The following is a 19,695-nucleotide window of genomic DNA, read 5'->3' as shown; positions in this document are numbered from 1 at the left end:
GTGGGCTGGTCGCGCAGTTCCCCGCGCCCCTTGGGCAGTCGGCCTCAGCCGGGGAAATCGGCTCAGCCACAGGCCTTCAGGGGCGCGGGGAACCGCGCGAGCAACCCACCACCGGCCCGCAGGCGAAAACCGGGCGCCTACGGCAAAGCGAGCATCCGCTCCAGCGCCAGCTTCGCGAAGCTCTCCGTCTCCGCGTCCACCTGGATCCGGTTGACGAGCTTGCCGTCCGCGAGGGACTCAAGGGTCCACACCAGGTGCGGCAGGTCGATCCGGTTCATCGTCGAGCAGAAGCAGACCGTCTTGTCGAGGAAGACGATCTCCTTGTCCTCCGCGGCGAATCGATTCGCCAGACGGCGGACCAGGTTCAGCTCCGTGCCGATGGCCCACTTCGACCCGCGCGGCGCCGCCTCCAGCGCCTTGATGATGTACTCCGTCGAGCCCACGTAGTCCGCAGCGGCCACGACCTCGTGCCGGCACTCGGGGTGCACCAGCACGTTCACGCCCGGGATCCGCTCCCGTACGTCGTTGACCGAGTCCAGCGAGAACCGGCCGTGCACCGAGCAGTGGCCCCGCCACAGGATCATCCTGGCGTCGCGCAGCTCCTCGGCGGTGAGCCCGCCGTTGGGCTTGTGCGGGTTGTAGAGCACGCAGTCCTCCAGCGACATCCCCATGTCGCGGACGGCGGTGTTGCGGCCCAGGTGCTGGTCCGGCAGGAAGAGCACCTTCTCGCCCTGCTCGAACGCCCACTCCAGCGCCTTCTTGGCGTTGGACGAGGTGCAGATCGTGCCGCCGTGCTTGCCCGTGAAGGCCTTGATGTCGGCGGAGGAGTTCATGTACGAGACGGGCACGACCTGCTCGGCGATCCCCGCCTCGGTCAGCACGTCCCAGCACTCGGCGACCTGCTCGGCGGTGGCCATGTCGGCCATCGAGCAGCCGGCGGCCAGGTCGGGCAGCACGACCTTCTGGTCGTCCGAGGTCAGGATGTCCGCGGACTCGGCCATGAAGTGCACACCGCAGAAGACGATGTACTCGGCCTCCGGCTTCGCGGCGGCGTCCCGGGCCAGCTTGAAGGAGTCACCGGTGACGTCGGCGAACTGGATGACCTCGTCCCGCTGGTAGTGGTGGCCGAGCACGAAGACCTTGTCCCCGAGCTTCTCCTTGGCCGCGCGGGCCCGCGCCACCAGGTCCGGGTCGGACGGGGACGGCAGGTCGCCGGGGCACTCCACGCCGCGCTCGCTCTTCGGGTCGGCCTCGCGGCCGAGCAGCAGCAGGGCGAGCGGCGTCGGCTGGACGTCCAGGGGCTGGGCGGTGGTCACGTCACGCACCCTTTCTCTTTCGCAGACGAGTTTTCGTCTAAATGACGCTATCTATCATAACTGCTTCACGTCAGTTTGACGATGGCCATTGCGTCGATGTGACACATCCCCTTCGCTCCCGCTTGACCCGCGAGACCCGCGGTTGTCCACAGGTCTTTTCCGGCCCGCGCCGGGGTGTGCGAGCATGAAGGTGAGCCAAGGCACGCCCTAGGCCCACGCACGGCCCGGAATGAATCCGGGGCGCCGCCGGTTTTCACCGTCGGCAAGCAGTCTCCGTACAACCCGGGAGAGAAGCAGATGTCCGTATCGGACGAGACCACCACTGTGAGCGACGGCATCCTCCTGTCCGACGCCGCCGCGGCCAAGGTCAAGGCCCTCCTTGACCAGGAAGGCCGGGAAGACCTGGCGCTGCGCGTCGCCGTCCAGCCCGGCGGCTGCTCCGGCCTGCGCTACCAGCTCTTCTTCGACGAGCGCTCGCTCGACGGCGACGTCGTCAAGGACTTCGACGGCGTGAAGGTCGTCACCGACCGCATGAGCGCTCCGTACCTGGGCGGCGCCTCGATCGACTTCGTGGACACCATCGAGAAGCAGGGCTTCACGATCGACAACCCGAACGCGACGGGCTCCTGCGCCTGCGGCGACTCCTTCAGCTAGATCGCGCGTCGGCCGACACGGGCCGGCTCGCGCCATGACGAAGGCGGGCACCCTCTCCGGGGTGCCCGCCTTCGTCATGCGTGAGTGCCGTACGGTCGCGGCTCAGGTCTTGGGAAGCGCCTTCCCGGTGTTGCCGTCCACCACCTGACGCTCGCCCAGCGTCTGGTGCAGCGTCACCGAGACCGTCTCCTTCTTGGCGATCATGGCGCAGATCTTCTTGGGGTCGTGGTGCGCGACGCCCACCGTGACCCGGACCTCCGTGCCGCTCTCGTCCGCCGTCGCCGCGTAGCTGTCGCAGATCCCGCCCCAGAAGGTCACGGTCATCGTCCGGCCGTCCTGGCCGATCGCGTACGAGACCAGTGCCTGGTGGCCGACCGGTGACGACCCGGACGGCGTCGGCAGGGGAGTGCCGGGACCGGACGGCGCCACGGGCGGCTTCGCCAGGTACTGCGGGGCCAGCGCCGGGGCGGTGATGGTGACCGGCTGCGCGGCGCCGGTCGGCTTCGCCTCGAAGAGCCACGACGGTACGAGCACCTGCTGCCCGTCCACGTACTGTGCGGAGAGCCCGAACACCGCCTTGTCCACGGTCACCGTCGAGGGCGTGCCCTGCTTGCACGGCTGCTGGATGTTGCCCTGCGGGTCACTGGGCAGCTTGCGCTGCGGGTCGCTCGGCAGCCTGCCCTTGGTGGGCTCGCCCTGCGGCTGGTCCTCCAGCGGCACCGGGCCCGTGCAGTCCTTGCTCGCCGGGCGCCCGCCGCCCGATCCGTTCAGCTGCTTCAGCGTCTCCTCGGCGCTCAGCACCGGGTACGTGGCACCCTTCTCCGGCGCCTTCACCTGGCCGCTGCCGCCGACCACTTGGCCGTCGGGGCCGACCTGGACGCCGGTCGCCCAGCCGTACGTGGGCAGACCGCCGATCGCCGGGTCCGCGTTCACCACCCGTACCGCGCCCATCAGTTGGGACGCGTTCAGCTTGGCGTCGTCCTGGCCCAGGGCCTTCAGTACGGGGGCGGCCGCGGCCTTCGCGGCCTGCTCGCTCACCGGCGAGCCGCCTCCCGTGGGGTCGTGCTCGCCGGGCGCGATGCCCGGAACCGGGCTCGTGGAGGTGTCCGCTCCGGTGGTGTGCATCGGGCACTTGCTGCCCTTGGGGCAGTTGTCCGTGCCGCCGGTGCCGTACTTGGCGAACGTCCAGCTGCCCGGCGCCTTCTGATTGACCGTCAGTACAGGTCCGCCGCCGTCCTTGGTGATCCCGGCCTTCCAGACCGTCCCCTCCAGGCGCGGGGGACCGTCGATCCCCAGGGCCTTCGCCAGTTTCGCCACCTCGGCCTCGCCGACCGTGCCGCCCGGGCGGTACACCGACGCCTTCGCCGGGCCGTCGGGAAGCTTCCCCTCGGCGCGGTAGACCACGCCGTTCGGGTCCGGTTCGCCGGGGGCGATGCCCTCCCTGCCGCTGTCCAGGCCGAGCGGCGGCGGAGTGGAGTCCGCGCCCGCCCCTGCCTTCGCGTCGGCGGTGCCCCCGGCGGCGGGCGAGCCGCCCGAGGCGGTGGACGCCCAGTAGGCCCCGCCGCCACCCGCGACCAGCACCGCGGCCGCGACCGAGGCGAGGACGAAGGGAGATCGTCGCGTCCGCCGCTGTGGCGACTCGTCCTGCGTGTGCTCGCTGCTCACCGCATCGCTCCTGTCCAGTCGTATCCTGCATCCCCTTTACGGGGGACACGCCTTGGACGGAGCGGGGGAGCGCACGGTTCCCTCCGCGCGCTGCCCCGTCGCTCTGGTCCGCTCTGGTCCGCTCAGTCGCCGTACTCGGACATGGTGGCGATCAGCCGGACCGAGTCGGGCGGCACGGACACCCCGTGGATACGGGACGGTGGGACGGGCGCCGGCCCGGCCTCCGCCGGCACCACCCAGTGGGGTGCCATCCGCGCGCAGTCGCCGCGCAGCTCCGCAAGGCCCGGTTCGGACGTCATGACGTTCCCGGTCTGCTCCATGGTTTCCATATTCCGCACCGTACGCATCAGGAACCATGCGAATAAAGGACTACTATCAGGTAATTTCAGCCCTTCAGGTGAACCCCCGCGACCCGGTAGCGTTAACTGTCAACAGTCCTCCACGCAGGAGTGTCCTAGCCGTGCGTATCGCAGTCACCGGCTCTATCGCCACCGACCACCTCATGACCTTCCCCGGCCGATTCGCCGACCAGCTGGTCGCCGATCAGCTGCACACGGTCTCCCTCTCCTTCCTCGTCGACAACCTCGACGTGCGCCGGGGCGGTGTCGGCGCGAACATCTGCTTCGGAATGGGGCAGCTCGGCACCCGGCCGGTCCTCGTCGGGGCCGCCGGCTCCGACTTCGACGAGTACCGGGCCTGGCTGGACCGGCACGGGGTGGACACGGACTCGGTCCGCATCTCCGAGGTCCTGCACACCGCCCGCTTCGTGTGCACCACGGACGCCGACCACAACCAGATCGGCTCCTTCTACACGGGCGCGATGAGCGAGGCCCGCCAGATCGAGCTCCACTCGGTGGCCGAGCGCGTGGGCGGCCTCGACCTGGTCCTGATCGGCGCCGACGACCCCGAGGCGATGCTCCGGCACACCGAGGAGTGCAAGACGCGCCAGATCCCGTTCGCGGCGGACTTCTCGCAGCAGATCGCCCGGATGTCCGGCGACGACATCCGTACGTTGCTGGAGGGCGCGAAGTACCTCTTCTCCAACGAGTACGAGAAGGGGCTCATCGAGTCCAAGACCGGCTGGAGCGACGCGGAGATCCTGGGGAAGGTCGACTACCGGGTCACCACCCTCGGCTCGCGCGGCGTGCGCATCGAGCGGGTCGGCGAGGACCCGATCGAGGTCGGCTGCGCCGAGGAGGAGGCCAAGGTCGACCCGACCGGCGTCGGCGACGCGTTCCGCGCGGGCTTCCTGTCGGGCCTGTCGTGGGGCGTCGGCCACGAGCGCGCCGCGCAGGTCGGCTGCATGCTGGCGACGCTGGTGATCGAGACGCTCGGCACCCAGGAGTACCAGCTGCGCCGCGCCCACTTCATGGACCGCTTCACGAAGGCGTACGGGGACGAGGCGGCGGCCGAGGTCCGGGAGCACCTGGCCTAGGGCGGCCTGTCCGGCGGATCTTGTCTGTGCCTCGGGGGTCCGGTGCGTCCTCCCCCAAGGCCAGGGCCAGGGGGCCCAGCGGCGTTGTGTCGGTTGCCATGGCTCCGCCGTGTCGCCCTCCTCCGCCTTGCGGCATCGGGGTCTCCCCCGCTCGAACGAAGTGGAGAGCTTGGGGAAGCACCAGACCCCCGCTCACCAGCACCGAAAGGCGCCCCGGGCCGAAGCCGACCAGATCCGCCGGACAGACCATGGCCACACCCGCCCTTACCGGTGTGGGGGTACTCCGTACCCCCACACCGGCCTCACCCCACCCGCCGCACCACGTACGCGGACCCCCGCTCCCGCCGCGTTTCCCCCACGTACTCCTGTCCCCGCATCTCGCACCACGCCGGGATGTCGAGCCGGGCCGCCTCGTCGTCGGCGAGGACCGTGACCGTGGCGCCGACCGGGACGCCGGTGATCACCTTCGCCAGTTCGATCACCGGGATGGGGCAGCGCTTGCCGAGGGCGTCGATGGTCAGGTCGCCGGAGGGGGTGGAGGGGGCGGGGGACGACGCCGGGGCGCCCAGCTTCTCGCGGACCGACGACACCACCCCGGGCAGCACCGAGAGGAAGCGGTCGACGTCGGAGGAGGCCGTGCCCGGTGGCAGCGAGACCCGGACGTTGCCCTCGCTCAGGACCCCCATCGCCCGCAGCACATGGCTCGGGGTGAGCGTGCTGCTCGTACAGGATGAACCGGACGAAACAGAAAAACCCTCGCGGTCCAGTTCGTGCAGCAGGGTCTCGCCGTCGACATAGAGACACGAGAAGGTGACCAGATGCGGCAGCCGCCGCACCGGGTCCCCGACCACCTCCACGTCCGGCACCAGCTCCGCCACCCGGGTGCGCACCCGGTCGACCAGGGCCCGCAGCCGCTCCGCCTCGGCCGCCGCCTCCGCCCGTACCGCCCGCAGCGACGCGGCCGCCGCCACGATCGCCGGGATGTTCTCGAAGCCGGGCGCCCGGCCCGACTCCCGCTCGTCGGCGGGGCCTTGCGGGGCGAACCGGACGCCCTTGCGGACCGCGAGCAGCCCCACCCCCGCGGGGCCGCCCCACTTGTGCGCGCTCGCGGCGAGCAGCGACCAGCCGTCCTCGACCGGGCCCCACGCCAGCGACTGGGCCGCGTCCACAAGCAGCGGCACCCCGGCCGCCCGGCACGCCTCGGCCACCTCGGCGACCGGCTGGACCGTGCCCACCTCGTGGTTGGCGGACTGGAGGCAGGCCAGCGCCGTGTCGGGGCGCAGCGCGGCGGCGTACGCGGCGGGGGAGACCGCCCCGGTCCGGTCGACCGGGACCTCCGTCACCGTGCCGCCGTCCGCCTCCAGGGCCGCGCCCGCGTGCAGCACCGAGGAGTGCTCCACCGCCGACACCACCAGGTGGCGGCCGACACGCCGACGCCCGGAGAGGGAACCGTTAATTCCGGAGTGCACCGCACGCGTCCCCGAAGAGGTGAACACGAGCTCGTCAGGCCGGCAGCCGGCCGCCTCGGCCGCGGCCTCCCGGGCCGCGTCCAGCAGCAGCCGGGCCCGCCTGCCCTCGCGGTAGAGCCGGGCCGGGTCGGCCCAGCCCTCGTCGAGCGAGGCCTGGAGGGCCTGGCGGGCCACGGGGTGCAGGGGGGCGGAGGAGGCGGCGTCGAAGTAGGGCACGCGGTCACGCTAGCGCTGCTTGGGGGGTCTGCCGGAGGTGCGGTCCGTCCGCTGCGGGTCGTCGGGGGCTGGTCGCTCCCCCGAGTTCTCGGCGTTCTCGGCTTCGCTCGAACAGGGGAGACCCCCATCGCGGCGGAGCCGCACGGGTCACGGCCCCGCGCCCCTTCAGAGGTCCCCCCGTGCCGCACCACTCTCCGTACACCCGTACGGAAAGACCCGTCAGATGCCGCCCGGAGGCCCGGATTCCACCCCTTCGGGGGCCCCGGCGGCGCGTTGGGCACCCTCCCCGCGCGACCCCAAATAGCGTCCAGTAGGGTTTGGTCCGCATAAACATCCAAACCCCTGCCCGCGGCCAGGGCGGCGACCGACCAGCGAGACGGACGGCCGTAGCCGGCCGGCGCGGGCGAGACTCTCGGGAAGGCGCTACGTGAGTCCCAACGGCTCCGACCTCCCCCGCTGCCTGAAAGGCGCGGGCGGTTCCCCCACGTCGAGGCGCCCGATGCGGCGGAAGCTGCTGCAGGTGCTGACCGCGGGCCTGGTCCTGGCTACCGCCTCCGGTTGCTCGTACAACTGGAAAGACTTCCCTCGCCTCGGTATGCCCACCCCGGTGACGGAAGAGGCTCCGCGGATCCTCTCCCTCTGGCAGGGTTCGTGGGCGGCAGCGCTCGCCACGGGCGTGCTGGTCTGGGGCCTGATCCTGTGGAGTGTCATCTTCCACAGGCGCAGCCGCACCAAGGTCGAGGTACCTCCGCAGACCCGGTACAACATGCCCATCGAGGCGCTGTACACGGTCGTCCCCCTCATCATCGTCTCGGTGCTCTTCTACTTCACCGCGCGTGATGAGTCGAAGCTCCTTGAGCTCTCCCCGAAGCCGGCTCACACCGTCAACGTGGTCGGCTACCAGTGGAGCTGGGGCTTCAACTACGTCGAGGACGTGGACGGCAACCCGGCCTCGGGCAACGCCGCGAAGTCCAAGGAGCTGTCCGCCATTCCGGACCGCTTCACCAAGGACTTCCCGGCCGGCGCCGACGGCGTCTACGACGTCGGCATCCCCGGCACGCGGAACCCGCAGACCGGAAACCCCGGGCCCACGCTGTGGCTGCCCAAGGGGCAGAAGGTCCGCTTCGTGCTGACGTCCCGTGACGTCATCCACTCCTTCTGGGTGGTCCCCTTCCTGATGAAGCAGGACGTCATCCCGGGGCACACCAACTCCTTCGAGGTGACCCCGACCCAGGAGGGCACCTTCCTCGGCAAGTGCGCCGAGCTGTGCGGTGTCGACCACTCCCGGATGCTCTTCAACGTGAAGGTCGTCTCCCCGGAGCGCTACCAGCAGCACCTCAAGGAGCTGGCGGCGAAGGGCCAGACCGGCTACGTGCCGGCAGGCATCGCTCAGACCGACCCCGCCAAGAACGCGGAGACGAACAAACTGTGAGCATCCTCAACGAATCTCAGGGTGCCGCGGCAGCAGACGACTCGTACGAGAACGAGCTGCCGGTCCGGCGCAAGCAGCCGGGAAACATCGTCGTGAAGTGGTTGACCACCACTGACCACAAGACGATCGGCACGATGTATCTGGTCACGTCGTTCGTGTTCTTCTGCATCGGCGGGGTGATGGCGCTGCTCATGCGCGCCGAGCTCGCCCGTCCCGGCACGCAGATCATGTCGAACGAGCAGTTCAACCAGGCGTTCACGATGCACGGCACGATCATGCTGCTGATGTTCGCGACGCCGCTGTTCGCCGGATTCGCGAACTGGATCATGCCGCTGCAGATCGGCGCGCCCGATGTGGCGTTCCCGCGGCTGAACATGTTCGCCTACTGGCTCTACCTGTTCGGCTCGCTCATCGCGGTCGGCGGTTTCCTCACCCCGCAGGGCGCGGCCGACTTCGGCTGGTTCGCCTACTCCCCGCTGTCGGACGCGGTCCGCTCGCCGGGCGTCGGCGCCGACATGTGGATCATGGGTCTGGCCTTCTCCGGCTTCGGCACGATCCTCGGCTCGGTCAACTTCATCACCACGATCATCTGCATGCGCGCTCCCGGCATGACGATGTTCCGTATGCCGATCTTCGTGTGGAACGTCCTGCTGACCGGTGTGCTGGTCCTGCTGGCCTTCCCGGTCCTGGCCGCCGCGCTGTTCGCCCTGGAGGCGGACCGCAAGTTCGGTGCCCATGTCTTCGACGCGTCCAACGGCGGCGCGCTGCTATGGCAACACCTCTTCTGGTTCTTCGGCCATCCAGAGGTGTACATCATCGCTTTGCCGTTCTTCGGAATCATCTCCGAAGTCATCCCAGTGTTCTCCAGAAAGCCGATGTTCGGCTACATGGGCCTGGTCGGCGCGACGATCGCCATCGCCGGTCTGTCCGTGACCGTGTGGGCGCACCACATGTACGTCACCGGCGGCGTGCTCCTGCCGTTCTTCTCGTTCATGACGTTCCTCATCGCGGTACCGACCGGTGTGAAGTTCTTCAACTGGATCGGCACGATGTGGAAGGGCTCACTGTCCTTCGAGACACCGATGCTCTGGGCCGTCGGCTTCCTGATCACCTTCACCTTCGGTGGTCTGACCGGCGTCATCCTGGCCTCGCCGCCGATGGACTTCCACGTCTCCGACTCGTACTTCGTCGTCGCGCACTTCCACTACGTCATCTTCGGCACCGTGGTCTTCGCGATGTTCTCCGGATTCCACTTCTGGTGGCCGAAGTTCACGGGCAAGATGCTGGACGAGCGCCTGGGCAAGATCACGTTCTGGACGCTGTTCGTGGGCTTCCACGGCACGTTCCTGGTGCAGCACTGGCTCGGTGCCGAGGGCATGCCGCGTCGTTACGCGGACTACCTCGCGGCCGACGGCTTCACCGCGCTGAACACGATCTCGACCATCAGCTCCTTCCTGCTCGGTCTGTCGATCCTGCCGTTCATGTACAACGTCTGGAAGACCGCCAAGTACGGCAAGAAGGTCGAGGTCGACGACCCGTGGGGCTACGGCCGTTCGCTCGAATGGGCGACGTCGTGCCCGCCGCCGCGGCACAACTTCCTCACCCTGCCGCGTATTCGCTCCGAATCGCCGGCGTTCGATCTGCACCACCCCGAGATCGCGGCTCTCGACCAGCTTGAGAACCACGGCGGCGGTGCCACCAACACAGCCCTCGCCGGCGGCAAGGAGGCGGGCAAGTGAAGATCCAGGGCAAGATGTTCCTCTGGCTCTCCGTCTTCATCCTGATCATGGCCGTCGTGTACGGCGTGTGGTCGAAGGAGCCGGCCGGTGCGACCGCTCTCGTGATGGCCTTCGGCCTGAGCGTGATGATCGGCTTCTACCTGGCCTTCACGGCCCGGCGGGTCGACGCGGGCGCGCAGGACGACAAGGAGGCCGATGTCGCGGACGACGCCGGTGAGCTGGGATTCTTCTCCCCGCACAGCTGGCAGCCGCTCTCGCTGGCGATCGGTGGCGCGCTCGCGTTCCTGGCCATCGCGATGGGCTGGTGGCTGCTGTACTTCTCGGCGCCGCTGATCCTGATCGGCATCTACGGCTGGGTGTTCGAGTACTACCGCGGCGAGAACCAGAACCAGTAGGTCCTCGCAGGCACCTGTGAAGGGGCCCCGCAGCTCATCCGAGCCGCGGGGCCCTTTCGCGTACGCGGAACCTGTGCGGGGCGCTTTGGGCCGTCCGAGGGCGTGTCGCTCGTTTGCAGTCATATCGCGCGCCGAATATGACCATTTTTTCATAACATGTGGTCATGAGTCACGCACCGCGTACCCGTACCGTCCTGAGCTGCACCCTGCTGGTCATTGCCCTCGGGGTGGGCGCCGGCGCGTGCGGTCACTCCGACAGCAACCCGCTCTCGGCCAAGCCGTACGACGCGGCCGGCCAGATCGCGTACAACGGCCCGGCGGGCAGCGCGAAGGCGGATCCGGAGAAGCCCCTGGAGATCACCGCCAGGGGCGGCCGCGGGCGCATCACGGACGTGATGGCCACGGACGCCGCGGGACGGTATCTGGCGGGCGAGCTCGACGGCGACGGGAACCGCTGGCACTCCACGGCCCCGCTGGTCGCGGGCACCCACTACACGGTGGTGGTCTCCACGGAGGACTCCAAAGGGGCTCCGGGGCGCCGTACGCTGACGTTCGACACCTCCGCCCCCAAAGACGTCGTGAAGGTCGAATTCGGCCCGGACGCGGGCAAGTACGGCGTCGGGCAGCCCATCACGGCGGAGCTCAGCAAGCCGGTCAAGGACAAGGCGGCCCGGGCGGTCGTGGAGCGGGCGCTGAAGGTGGAGTCCACGCCGTCGGTGGAGGGCGCCTGGTACTGGGTCGACGACAAGACGCTGCACTACCGGCCCAAGGAGTACTGGCCCACCCACGCGACCATCAGGGCCACTTCGCGGCTGGAGGGCGTGAAGATCGCCGACAAGCTGTACGGCGGCCCCGGGCAGCCTCTGAAGATCACCACCGGTGACCGCATCGAGGCCATCACGGACGCGTCATCGCACTACATGACGGTCAAACGCAACGGAGAAGTGATCAATACCATTCCGGTGACCACCGGAAAGCCGGGCTTTTCCACCCGAAACGGCGTCAAGGTGGTGCTGGGCAAGCAGTACTTCGTACGGATGCGCGGGGAGACGGTCGGCATCTCGTCCGGCAGCGCAGACGCGTACGACCTGCCGGTCTACTACGCGACCCGGGTCACCTGGAGCGGCGAGTACGTGCACGCCGCGCCCTGGTCGGTGGGCTCGCAGGGCTCCGAGAACGTCAGCCACGGCTGTACGGGCATGTCCACCGGGAACGCCGCGTGGTTCTACGAGACCGTCACCGAGGGCGACATCGTCAAGGTCGTCAACAGCATCGGCGAGGACATGACGCCGTTCGACAACGGGTTCGGCGACTGGAACGTGGGCTGGGACAAGTGGCACAAGGGCAGCGTGCTGCAGGCCGACCTGAAGGCCGGGCAGAGCAAGCTGAGCTCCGCCCGGCTACGGCCGCAGGTCTGAGACCGCGGTGGGGGGATCAGGCCCGGGTGGCCACGGCGCCGTCCGGGCGCCGGAGACGGATCAGGGCGGCCAGTGCGGCCGCGAACTCGACCGGCTCGACCGGGAGGGTCACCGCGGCGTCCGCACGGCTCCAGGTGGCCAGCCAGGCGTCCTGAGGGCGCCCGATGAGCAGCAGCACCGGCGGGCACTGGAAGATCTCGTCCTTGATCTGCCGGCAGATGCCCATCCCGCCGGCCGGGACGGCCTCCCCGTCCAGGACGCACACGTCGATGCCGCCGCGGTCCAGCTCCTTGAGGACGGCGTGCGGGGTCGCGCACTCCAGGAAGGTCACCGGGGGAACGTCGGAGGCGGGCCTGCGTCCGGCGGCGAGCCGCACCTGCTCACGGGTGTTCGCGTCGTCGCTGTAGACAAGTACGGTGGCGCTCGACTGCATTGTTCCTCCGATTCGACGGCGGTACGGGCTCGGGAGCCGATGCGCGGATGCTACTCCGTCCGACACCGCGTCAACACCGGTTCGGCGGGCGTCGGGATGGGCCGTTCGGGCAGGACACAGGGTCCGGACACACCGAACGGCACCCCCCGGAGTGAGCGCGAGATAAGCGACCGACATAATGTCGGTCGTGGCGACAGCAACGACAGTAGAAACCGGGCACGCGCACCCGTCGGTCAATCGGCCGAACCTCACCAGCGTCGGAACCATCATCTGGCTGAGTTCCGAGCTGATGTTCTTCGCGGCCCTCTTCGCGATGTACTTCACCCTGCGATCGGTGACGGGCGCCGAGCACTGGAAGGAAATGGCGTCCTCGCTGAACCTTCCGTTCTCGGCGACGAACACCACGATCCTGGTGCTCTCCTCCCTCACCTGCCAGCTCGGCGTCTTCGCCGCCGAGCGGGGCGACGTGAAGAAGCTGCGCACCTGGTTCACGATCACGTTCGTGATGGGTGCGATCTTCATCGGAGGCCAGGTCTTCGAGTACACCGAGCTGGTGAAGAAGGACGGCCTCTCGCTGTCCTCCGATCCGTACGGCTCGGTGTTCTACCTGACGACCGGCTTCCACGGCATGCATGTGACGGGCGGTCTGATCGCCTTCCTGCTGGTTCTCGGCAGGACCTACGCGGCCAAGAGGTTCACCCACGAGCAGGCAACCGCCGCCATCGTCGTGTCCTACTACTGGCACTTCGTCGATGTCGTCTGGATCGGCCTCTTCGCCACGATCTACTTGATCAAGTAATCGGGTCCGCAGACCCGACACCATCCCGCATCGACGCAGAAGATCCTGACACCGGGGTAATCCGTGAAAAAGCTCTCCGCACGACGACGCCATCCGCTGGCGGCGCTCGTCGTCCTACTCCTCGCGCTGGCGGCCACCGGGGGGCTGTACGCCGCGTTCGCGCCCGCGGACAAGGCGAAGGCCGACGAAACCGCCCAGTCCCTCGCCATCGACGAGGGCAAGAAGCTCTACTCCGTCGGCTGCGCCAGCTGCCACGGAGCCGGCGGTCAGGGCACCACTGACGGCCCGTCCCTGGTGGGCGTGGGCTCCGCGGCCGTGGACTTCCAGGTCGGCACCGGCCGGATGCCGGCGCAGCAGCCCGGCGCCCAGGTGCCGAAGAAGAAGGTCATCTACTCGCAGGCCGAGATCGACCAGCTCGCCGCGTACATCGCCTCCCTCGGCGCCGGCCCCATCAAGCCGACCGAGAAGCAGTACAGCCCGGAAGGCGCGGACATCGCCAAGGGTGGCGAGCTGTTCCGCACCAACTGCGCCCAGTGCCACAACTTCTCCGGCAAGGGCGGTGCGCTGACGCACGGCAAGTACGCCCCCAGCCTTGAGGGCGTGGAACCGAAGCACCTCTACGAGGCCATGCAGACCGGCCCGCAGAACATGCCGTCGTTCCCCGACACGACGATGCCGCAGAAGCAGAAGCAGGACATCATCGCGTACCTGGACGCCGTGAACAGTGAGAAGACGCCGAGCCCCGGTGGTCTCTCGCTCGGTGGCCTCGGCCCCGTCAGTGAGGGTCTGTTCGCGTGGATCTTCGGACTCGGTGCCCTCATCGCAGTCGCCATCTGGATCGCGGCCCACTCCGCTAAGGCCAAGAAGTCATGAGTAGCCAAGACAATTCCGAGAACCTGCCCAGCGAGCAGGACCCCGAGCACGGCTCGGTAGAGCGCGCCCGCGACCCGTTCGCGGATCCGGGGCTGCCGCCCCACCTGCCGCGCGTCCAGGACATCGACGAGGCGGCAGCCAGGCGCTCCGAGCGCGTGGTCGCCGGTCTCTTCATGCTCTCGATGGTCGCGACGGTCGCCTTCATCGCGTCCTTCGTGATCTTCCCGATCGACAAGATCGTCTACATCTTCCCGTTCGGGCACGTCAGCGCGCTGAACTTCTCCCTGGGTCTGACCCTGGGTGTCGCGCTGTTCTGCATCGGCGCCGGCGCGGTCCACTGGGCCCGCACGCTGATGTCCGACGAGGAGATGTCCGACGAGCGCCACGAGATCTCGGCGCCGCCGGAGGTCCGCGAGAAGGTCATGCAGGACTGGGCGGACGGCGTCCGCGAGTCCGGCTTCGGCCGCCGCAAGCTCATCCGCAACACCATGTACGGCGCGCTGGCCATGGTGCCGCTCGCCGGTGTGGTGCTGCTGCGCGACCTGGGCACCCTGCCCGAGGACAAGCTGCGCAAGACGATGTGGGCCAAGGGCAAGGCCCTCATCAACATGAACACCAACGAGCCGCTTCGTCCCGAGGACGTGGCCGTCGGTTCGCTCACCTTCGCCAAGCCCGAGGGCCTGGAGGAGGACCAGCACGACTTCCAGACCCAGATCGCCAAGGCGGCCCTGATGATCGTCCGGCTCCAGCCGGAGAACATCAAGGACAAGCGCGAGCTGGAGTGGTCGCACCAGGGCATCGTGGCGTTCTCGAAGATCTGCACCCACGTCGGTTGCCCGATCAGCCTGTACGAGCAGCAGACCCACCACGTGCTCTGCCCGTGCCACCAGTCCACCTTCGACCTCTCCGACGGGGCCCGCGTCATCTTCGGCCCGGCCGGTCACGCTCTGCCGCAGCTGCGGATCGGCGTGAACAGCGAGGGTTACCTCGAAGCGCTCGGCGACTTCGAAGAGCCCGTCGGTCCTGCCTTCTGGGAGCGCGGATGAGCACCACCACGACTGACGAACGGCGCGAGCCCGGAAACGGCGAGAAGTTCGCCGACTGGGCCGACGGCCGGCTGGGGATCTACACCCTGGCGAAGACCAACATGCGCAAGATCTTCCCGGACCACTGGTCCTTCATGCTCGGCGAGATCTGCATGTACAGCTTCATCATCATCATCCTCACGGGTGTGTATCTGACGCTGTTCTTCCACCCGAGCATGAACGAGGTCGTCTACGACGGCTCCTACGTTCCGCTCCAGGGTGTGCAGATGTCCGAGGCGTTCAACTCGACCATGCACATCAGCTTCGATGTGCGCGGTGGTCTGCTGATCCGGCAGATCCACCACTGGGCGGCGCTGATCTTCCTCGCGGCGATGTTCGTGCACATGATGCGCGTGTTCTTCACGGGCGCGTTCCGCAAGCCGCGCGAGGTCAACTGGCTCTTCGGCTTCCTGCTGTTCTTCTGCGGCATGTTCACCGGCTTCACCGGCTACTCGCTCCCGGACGACCTGCTCTCGGGCACCGGCGTCCGGTTCATGGAGGGCGCCATCCTGGGCGTGCCGGTCGTCGGCACGTACCTGTCGTTCTTCATCTACGGCGGCGAGTTCCCCGGCGGCGACTTCGTGGCCCGGTTCTACTCGGTCCACATCCTGCTGCTGCCCGGCATCATGCTCGGCCTGATGGTCACCCACCTGATCCTGGTCTTCTACCACAAGCACACCCAATTCGCGGGTCCCGGCCGCACCAACAAGAACGTCGTGGGCGCGCCTCTGCTGCCCGTCTACACGGCCAAGGCCGGCGGCTTCTTCTTCCTGGTGTTCGGTGTCATCGCGGTCATCGCGGCGATCGCCTCGGTCAACCCGATCTGGGAGATCGGCCCGTACCGCCCGGACCAGGTGTCGACCGGCGCCCAGCCCGACTGGTACATGGGCTTCGCCGAAGGCCTCATCCGGGTGATGCCGGGCTGGGAGATCAACCTGTGGGGCCACACGCTGGTCCTCGGTGTGTTCATCCCGCTGGTGATCTTCCCGCTGGTGCTCTTCGCGATCGCGGCCTACCCGTTCATCGAGGCCTGGATCACCAAGGACACCCGCGAGCACCACATCGCCGACCGTCCGCGCAACGCTCCCGTCCGCACCGGCATCGGCGTGGCCTGGATCACCGCGTACATGGTGATGCTGGTCGGTGGTGGCAACGACCTGTGGGCGACCAACTTCCACCTGTCGCTGAACGCCATCACCTGGTTCGTCCGGATCGCGTTCTTCGTCGGCCCGGTCATCGCGTTCATCGTCACCAAGCGGATCTGCCTGGGCCTGCAGCGCCGGGACGCCGAGAAGGTGCTGCACGGTCGTGAGACCGGCATCATCAAGCGGCTGCCGCACGGTGAGTTCGTCGAGGTCCACGAGCCGCTCGACGCGGGCCAGCTGTACAAGCTCACCGCGCACGAGCAGACCCGTCCGCACGAGCTGCCCGCGGCGGTCGACGAGAACGGTGTCAAGCGCAAGGTCTCCCGCATGGAGAAGCTGCGCGTCAAGATCCACAAGGGTTACTACGGCGAGCAGAGCCAGATCGCCAAGCCGACCGTTGAGGAGTACGAGGAGATCACCAGCGGCCACGGCCACCACTGATCCCCTCTCAGCGACACTGCTGTACGCCACACAGCACAGGGGCCCCGTCCACGCGATGGACGGGGCCCTTCGCCGTCCCCCGGGCTGGATAGGGTGTTCCCATCCCTATCCGTCGGTGGACCCAGGAGCGGACCATGAACGTTGTGACCCCGGTCGGCGGCGACAGCGTGGCGGCCTACTCCTGGCCGGGCGTACTGGACGCACTGCTCAGCGGCACCGACCAGAGCGCCGAGGCGACCGCCTGGGCGATGGACTCGATCATGCGCGGCGAGGCGACCGACGCCCAGATCGCCGGGTTCGCGGTGGCCCTGCGCGCCAAGGGTGAGACCGTCAGCGAGATCAGCGGCATGGTCCGCGCGATGTACGAGCACGCCAATGTGATCGAGGTGCCCGGCCGGACCGTGGACATCGTCGGCACCGGCGGCGACGGCGCCAAGACCGTCAACATCTCCACCATGTCCTCGATCGTGGTGGCGGGCACCGGCGCCAAGGTCGTCAAGCACGGCAACCGGGCCGCCTCCTCGGCCAGCGGCGCCTCCGACGTCCTGGAGAAGCTCGGCGTCAACCTGGACCTCACACCCCGGCAGGTCGTCCAGGTCGCCGAGGAGGCGGGCGTCACCTTCTGCTTCGCCGTGAAGTTCCATCCCGCCCTGAGATACGTCGCCGCCGCGCGCCGGGAGCTCGGCATCCGCACCACCTTCAACTTCCTCGGTCCGCTCACCAACCCGGCCCGGGTCAAGGCCCAGGCCACCGGGGTCGCGGACGCGCGCATGGCGCCGATCGTGGCCGGGGTGCTCGCCGAGCGCGGCTCCTCCGCGCTGGTGTTCCGCGGCGACGACGGCATGGACGAACTGACGACCACCGCGACCTCCCGGGTCTGGGTGGTACGGGACGGGGCGGTGCGCGAGGAGTCGTTCGACCCCAGGGACGTGGGCATCGACCTGGTGCCGGTCGAGGCGCTGCGCGGGGCGGACGCCTCGTACAACGCGGACGTCGCCCGGCGGCTGCTCGCCGGCGAGACCGGGCCGGTGCGGGACGCGGTGCTGCTCAACTCGGCGGCGGCGCTCGTCGCCCTCGATCCGGGCGAGGGGAGCCTGGTCGAGCAGATCCGGGCCGGGATCGCCCAGGCGGCCGAGTCGGTGGACTCGGGGGCGGCGCGGCGGGCCCTGGAGCGCTGGGTGGCCGCCAGCAACGCCTGAGGGCCGCCAGGGCCTGTCGTCACATTCCCGCCCGCCCCGCGAGGTGTGACGCAAGGCGCAGTCCGGCATCCGGACTGCGCCTTGCGCGTACGCGGACGTGTGGCAGGATGCTTTCCAAGGTCATGAGTGACAGCGACTACGGCCCCGGCCCGCTGTCCGGCAACCCTCCGTCCGTGGCGGGGTGCCCCGGGTGAAGACCAGGTCGCAGGCAGCGAGGTCTGCGGCAAGCGCGGACCCCTGCGCACTCCCTTCGGAGTGGCGCGCCCCTGGGGTCCTGGTCCTCAAGGGAGCAGTCTCGTGAGCAAGCGAATGCGATAGGGCCTCCGGCCCCTCTCTCTGTACACCTCCGCGGGCCCCTCTTGCCCGTGTTCGAGGTCAACCCCCGTGCACCCGGCGCCAGTTGGACTGCCGCCGCCGTGCCGTGGGGCTCCACAGTCATTTCGTCGCGCCTCGTCCTGCCGGGAGAATCCGCCATGTCCGCATACGCCGCCACGCCCGCCGCCACTTCCGCCGCCGCCTCCGACTCCGTCGCGGCCTCCGCCGCCGAACCCTGCTGTGCGGCGCCGCTGCCGGTGCTCGGCCGGGACGTCACCGTGCCGCTGGTCACCGGCGGCGAGGTGACGTACGCGGCGCTCGACTACGCGGCGAGCGCCCCGGCCCTCCAGCGGGTGTGGGACGACGTGGCCGCGTACGCCCCCTACTACGGCAGCGTGCACCGCGGCGCGGGCTACCTCTCGCAGCTGTCCACGGACCTGTTCGAGAACAGCAGGGCGGCGGTGGCGGAGTTCCTGGACTGCCGCGCGGGCGACCAGATCGTGTTCACCCGCTCGACGACGGACTCCCTGAACCTCCTCGCCCAGGTGATCCCGGCCGACTGCCAGGTCTTCGTCTTCGAGACCGAGCACCACGCGTCACTGCTGCCGTGGCGGGACGCGCGGGTGACCTACCTCAACGCGCCGCGTACGCCGCGCCAGGCGGTGGAAACGCTGGATCGGGCCCTGTCCGACCGCGATCTGTACGGCCCGGCCCTGGTCTGCGTGACCGGCGCCTCCAACGTCACGGGCGAGCTGTGGCCGGTGAAGGAGCTGGCGGCGGTGGCGCACGCGCACGGGGCGCGGATCGTGCTCGACGCGGCGCAGCTGGCGCCCCACCACCCCGTCTCCGTACAGGAGTTGGACGTCGACTGGATCGCCTTCTCGGGCCACAAGCTGTACGCGCCGTTCGGCTCCGGAGTGCTGGCGGGCCGCGCGGACTGGCTGCAGGAGTCCGAGCCGTACCTCGCGGGCGGCGGCGCCTCCCGCAAGGTCGCCCGGCGCGCGGACGGCGGGGTGGACGTCGAGTGGCACACCACGGCCGCCCGCCACGAGGCCGGCTCCCCGAACGTGATCGGCGTGTACGCCATCGCCGCCGCCTGCAAGGCGCTGACCGAGGCGGGCTTCGAAGGTCTGGTGGAGCGGGAGAATCACCTGATCGCGAAGGTGCGGGAGGGACTGGCGGAGGTTCCCGAGGTCCGCGTCCTCTCCTTGTTCGGCGATGACGCGCCCCGGGTCGGCGTGATCTCGTTCGTGGTGGACGGCTGGAACAGCTCGCACTTCGCGGCGGCGCTGTCGGCGGAGTACGGGATCGGCGTCCGCGACGGCCTGTTCTGCGCGCACCCCCTGGTACGCACGCTCCTCGGCAGCGAGCCGCAGGAGCCGGGCGAGTGCGGGGCGCCCGAGGCGGAGCCGGGCGAACGCTCCCTCAACGCGATCCGCGTCAGCTTCGGGGCGGGGACGCCGGACGAGCATGTGGAGCGGTTCGTGGGGGCGGTGCGGGAGTTGGTGCGGGACGGTGCGAAGTGGACGTACCACACGGAGGAGGGCCGCTGCGTCCCGGCGGTGTGACGGTCGCCCGCTTCCCGGGCTGCGCCCGGCCCCTGTTTGTCCGCGGGTTCGGTGGGGGCTGGTCGCGCAGTTCCCCGCGCCCCCAGGTGGTCCTGTCT

Annotated in this window: 17 protein-coding genes and 1 riboswitch; of the genes, 12 read left to right on the top strand and 5 right to left on the bottom strand. The window is 69.1% G+C overall.

Features of this window, described 5'->3' with window-relative positions:
• Positions 1-137: 137 nt before the first annotated feature.
• Positions 138-1,325, bottom strand: coding sequence for a quinolinate synthase NadA (gene nadA / locus ACFWA7_RS26025; protein WP_385548392.1), 1,188 nt, complete (start codon positions 1,323-1,325; stop codon positions 138-140).
• 288 nt (positions 1,326-1,613) lie between these two features.
• On the opposite strand from nadA, the gene ACFWA7_RS26020 reads away from it, so the two are divergent.
• The gene (locus ACFWA7_RS26020) at positions 1,614-1,970 is read left to right on the top strand and encodes an iron-sulfur cluster assembly accessory protein (protein WP_159692765.1); all 357 of its coding nucleotides are present in this window, start codon (positions 1,614-1,616) and stop codon (positions 1,968-1,970) included.
• Between the two features lie 102 nt (positions 1,971-2,072).
• Here the strand turns inward: ACFWA7_RS26020 and ACFWA7_RS26015 are convergent, their stop codons facing one another.
• Both ACFWA7_RS26015 and ACFWA7_RS26010 read right to left on the bottom strand, forming a co-directional pair.
• A complete protein-coding gene (locus ACFWA7_RS26015) occupies positions 2,073-3,635 on the bottom strand; it encodes a hypothetical protein (protein WP_385825465.1) in 1,563 nt (520 codons plus the stop codon).
• 122 nt (positions 3,636-3,757) lie between these two features.
• On the bottom strand, positions 3,758-3,955 hold the full coding sequence (locus ACFWA7_RS26010; protein ID WP_385548165.1) for a hypothetical protein: 198 nt from the start codon (positions 3,953-3,955) through the stop codon (positions 3,758-3,760).
• 140 nt (positions 3,956-4,095) lie between these two features.
• Between ACFWA7_RS26010 and ACFWA7_RS26005 the strand changes: the two genes are divergently transcribed.
• Positions 4,096-5,070, top strand: a complete 975-nt coding sequence (locus tag ACFWA7_RS26005; protein ID WP_385548132.1) for a carbohydrate kinase family protein — start codon at positions 4,096-4,098, stop codon at positions 5,068-5,070.
• A 302-nt stretch (positions 5,071-5,372) separates the two neighbouring features.
• On the opposite strand, the gene ACFWA7_RS26000 is transcribed toward ACFWA7_RS26005, so the two are convergent.
• A complete protein-coding gene (locus ACFWA7_RS26000; RefSeq protein ID WP_385548135.1) occupies positions 5,373-6,755 on the bottom strand; it encodes a cysteine desulfurase/sulfurtransferase TusA family protein in 1,383 nt (460 codons plus the stop codon).
• Positions 6,756-7,182: 427 nt separating this feature from the next.
• Between ACFWA7_RS26000 and coxB the strand changes: the two genes are divergently transcribed.
• From coxB to ACFWA7_RS25980, 4 genes are all read left to right on the top strand, one after another.
• Entirely contained in the window at positions 7,183-8,187 is a 1,005-nt protein-coding gene (gene coxB / locus ACFWA7_RS25995; RefSeq protein WP_385548138.1) for a cytochrome c oxidase subunit II, read from the top strand.
• Complete coding sequence (ctaD, locus tag ACFWA7_RS25990) at positions 8,184-9,926, top strand: cytochrome c oxidase subunit I (RefSeq protein WP_385548141.1); 1,743 nt, start codon at positions 8,184-8,186, stop codon at positions 9,924-9,926. The genes coxB and ctaD overlap by 4 nt, the downstream gene beginning before the upstream one ends.
• Complete coding sequence (locus ACFWA7_RS25985) at positions 9,923-10,321, top strand: cytochrome c oxidase subunit 4 (protein WP_358833664.1); 399 nt, start codon at positions 9,923-9,925, stop codon at positions 10,319-10,321. Before ctaD ends, ACFWA7_RS25985 begins: the two co-directional genes overlap by 4 nt.
• A 164-nt stretch (positions 10,322-10,485) precedes the next feature.
• On the top strand, positions 10,486-11,739 hold the full coding sequence (locus ACFWA7_RS25980) for an Ig-like domain-containing protein (protein ID WP_385548144.1): 1,254 nt from the start codon (positions 10,486-10,488) through the stop codon (positions 11,737-11,739).
• Between the two features lie 16 nt (positions 11,740-11,755).
• Here ACFWA7_RS25980 and ACFWA7_RS25975 read toward each other — a convergent pair whose 3' ends face one another.
• Positions 11,756-12,172: a hypothetical protein gene (locus ACFWA7_RS25975; protein WP_385548147.1), complete on the bottom strand. Its 417-nt coding sequence runs from the start codon at positions 12,170-12,172 to the stop codon at positions 11,756-11,758.
• 178 nt (positions 12,173-12,350) lie between these two features.
• Between ACFWA7_RS25975 and ACFWA7_RS25970 the strand changes: the two genes are divergently transcribed.
• From ACFWA7_RS25970 to ACFWA7_RS25945, 6 genes are all read left to right on the top strand, one after another.
• Positions 12,351-12,971 (top strand): heme-copper oxidase subunit III, encoded by a 621-nt coding sequence (locus ACFWA7_RS25970; RefSeq protein ID WP_188274058.1) that lies wholly within the window; start codon positions 12,351-12,353, stop codon positions 12,969-12,971.
• A gap of 63 nt (positions 12,972-13,034) precedes the next feature.
• Positions 13,035-13,844, top strand: a complete 810-nt coding sequence (locus tag ACFWA7_RS25965) for a c-type cytochrome (RefSeq protein ID WP_385548150.1) — start codon at positions 13,035-13,037, stop codon at positions 13,842-13,844.
• Positions 13,841-14,890: a Rieske 2Fe-2S domain-containing protein gene (locus tag ACFWA7_RS25960; protein WP_385548153.1), complete on the top strand. Its 1,050-nt coding sequence runs from the start codon at positions 13,841-13,843 to the stop codon at positions 14,888-14,890. Before ACFWA7_RS25965 ends, ACFWA7_RS25960 begins: the two co-directional genes overlap by 4 nt.
• The gene (locus ACFWA7_RS25955; RefSeq protein ID WP_385548156.1) at positions 14,887-16,515 is read left to right on the top strand and encodes a cytochrome bc complex cytochrome b subunit; all 1,629 of its coding nucleotides are present in this window, start codon (positions 14,887-14,889) and stop codon (positions 16,513-16,515) included. Before ACFWA7_RS25960 ends, ACFWA7_RS25955 begins: the two co-directional genes overlap by 4 nt.
• Before the next feature lie 134 nt (positions 16,516-16,649).
• Positions 16,650-17,714 (top strand): anthranilate phosphoribosyltransferase, encoded by a 1,065-nt coding sequence (gene trpD / locus ACFWA7_RS25950; protein WP_385548159.1) that lies wholly within the window; start codon positions 16,650-16,652, stop codon positions 17,712-17,714.
• A gap of 118 nt (positions 17,715-17,832) precedes the next feature.
• Positions 17,833-17,950, top strand: a riboswitch (SAM riboswitch).
• A 237-nt stretch (positions 17,951-18,187) separates the two neighbouring features.
• Entirely contained in the window at positions 18,188-19,597 is a 1,410-nt protein-coding gene (locus tag ACFWA7_RS25945; RefSeq protein ID WP_385548162.1) for an aminotransferase class V-fold PLP-dependent enzyme, read from the top strand.
• The last annotated feature ends 98 nt before the right edge of the window (positions 19,598-19,695 follow it).

This window comes from Streptomyces sp. NPDC059994, from assembly GCF_042737755.1.
Taxonomy (GTDB): domain Bacteria; phylum Actinomycetota; class Actinomycetes; order Streptomycetales; family Streptomycetaceae; genus Streptomyces.
This window is presented reverse-complemented; position numbering and strand designations above follow the sequence as displayed.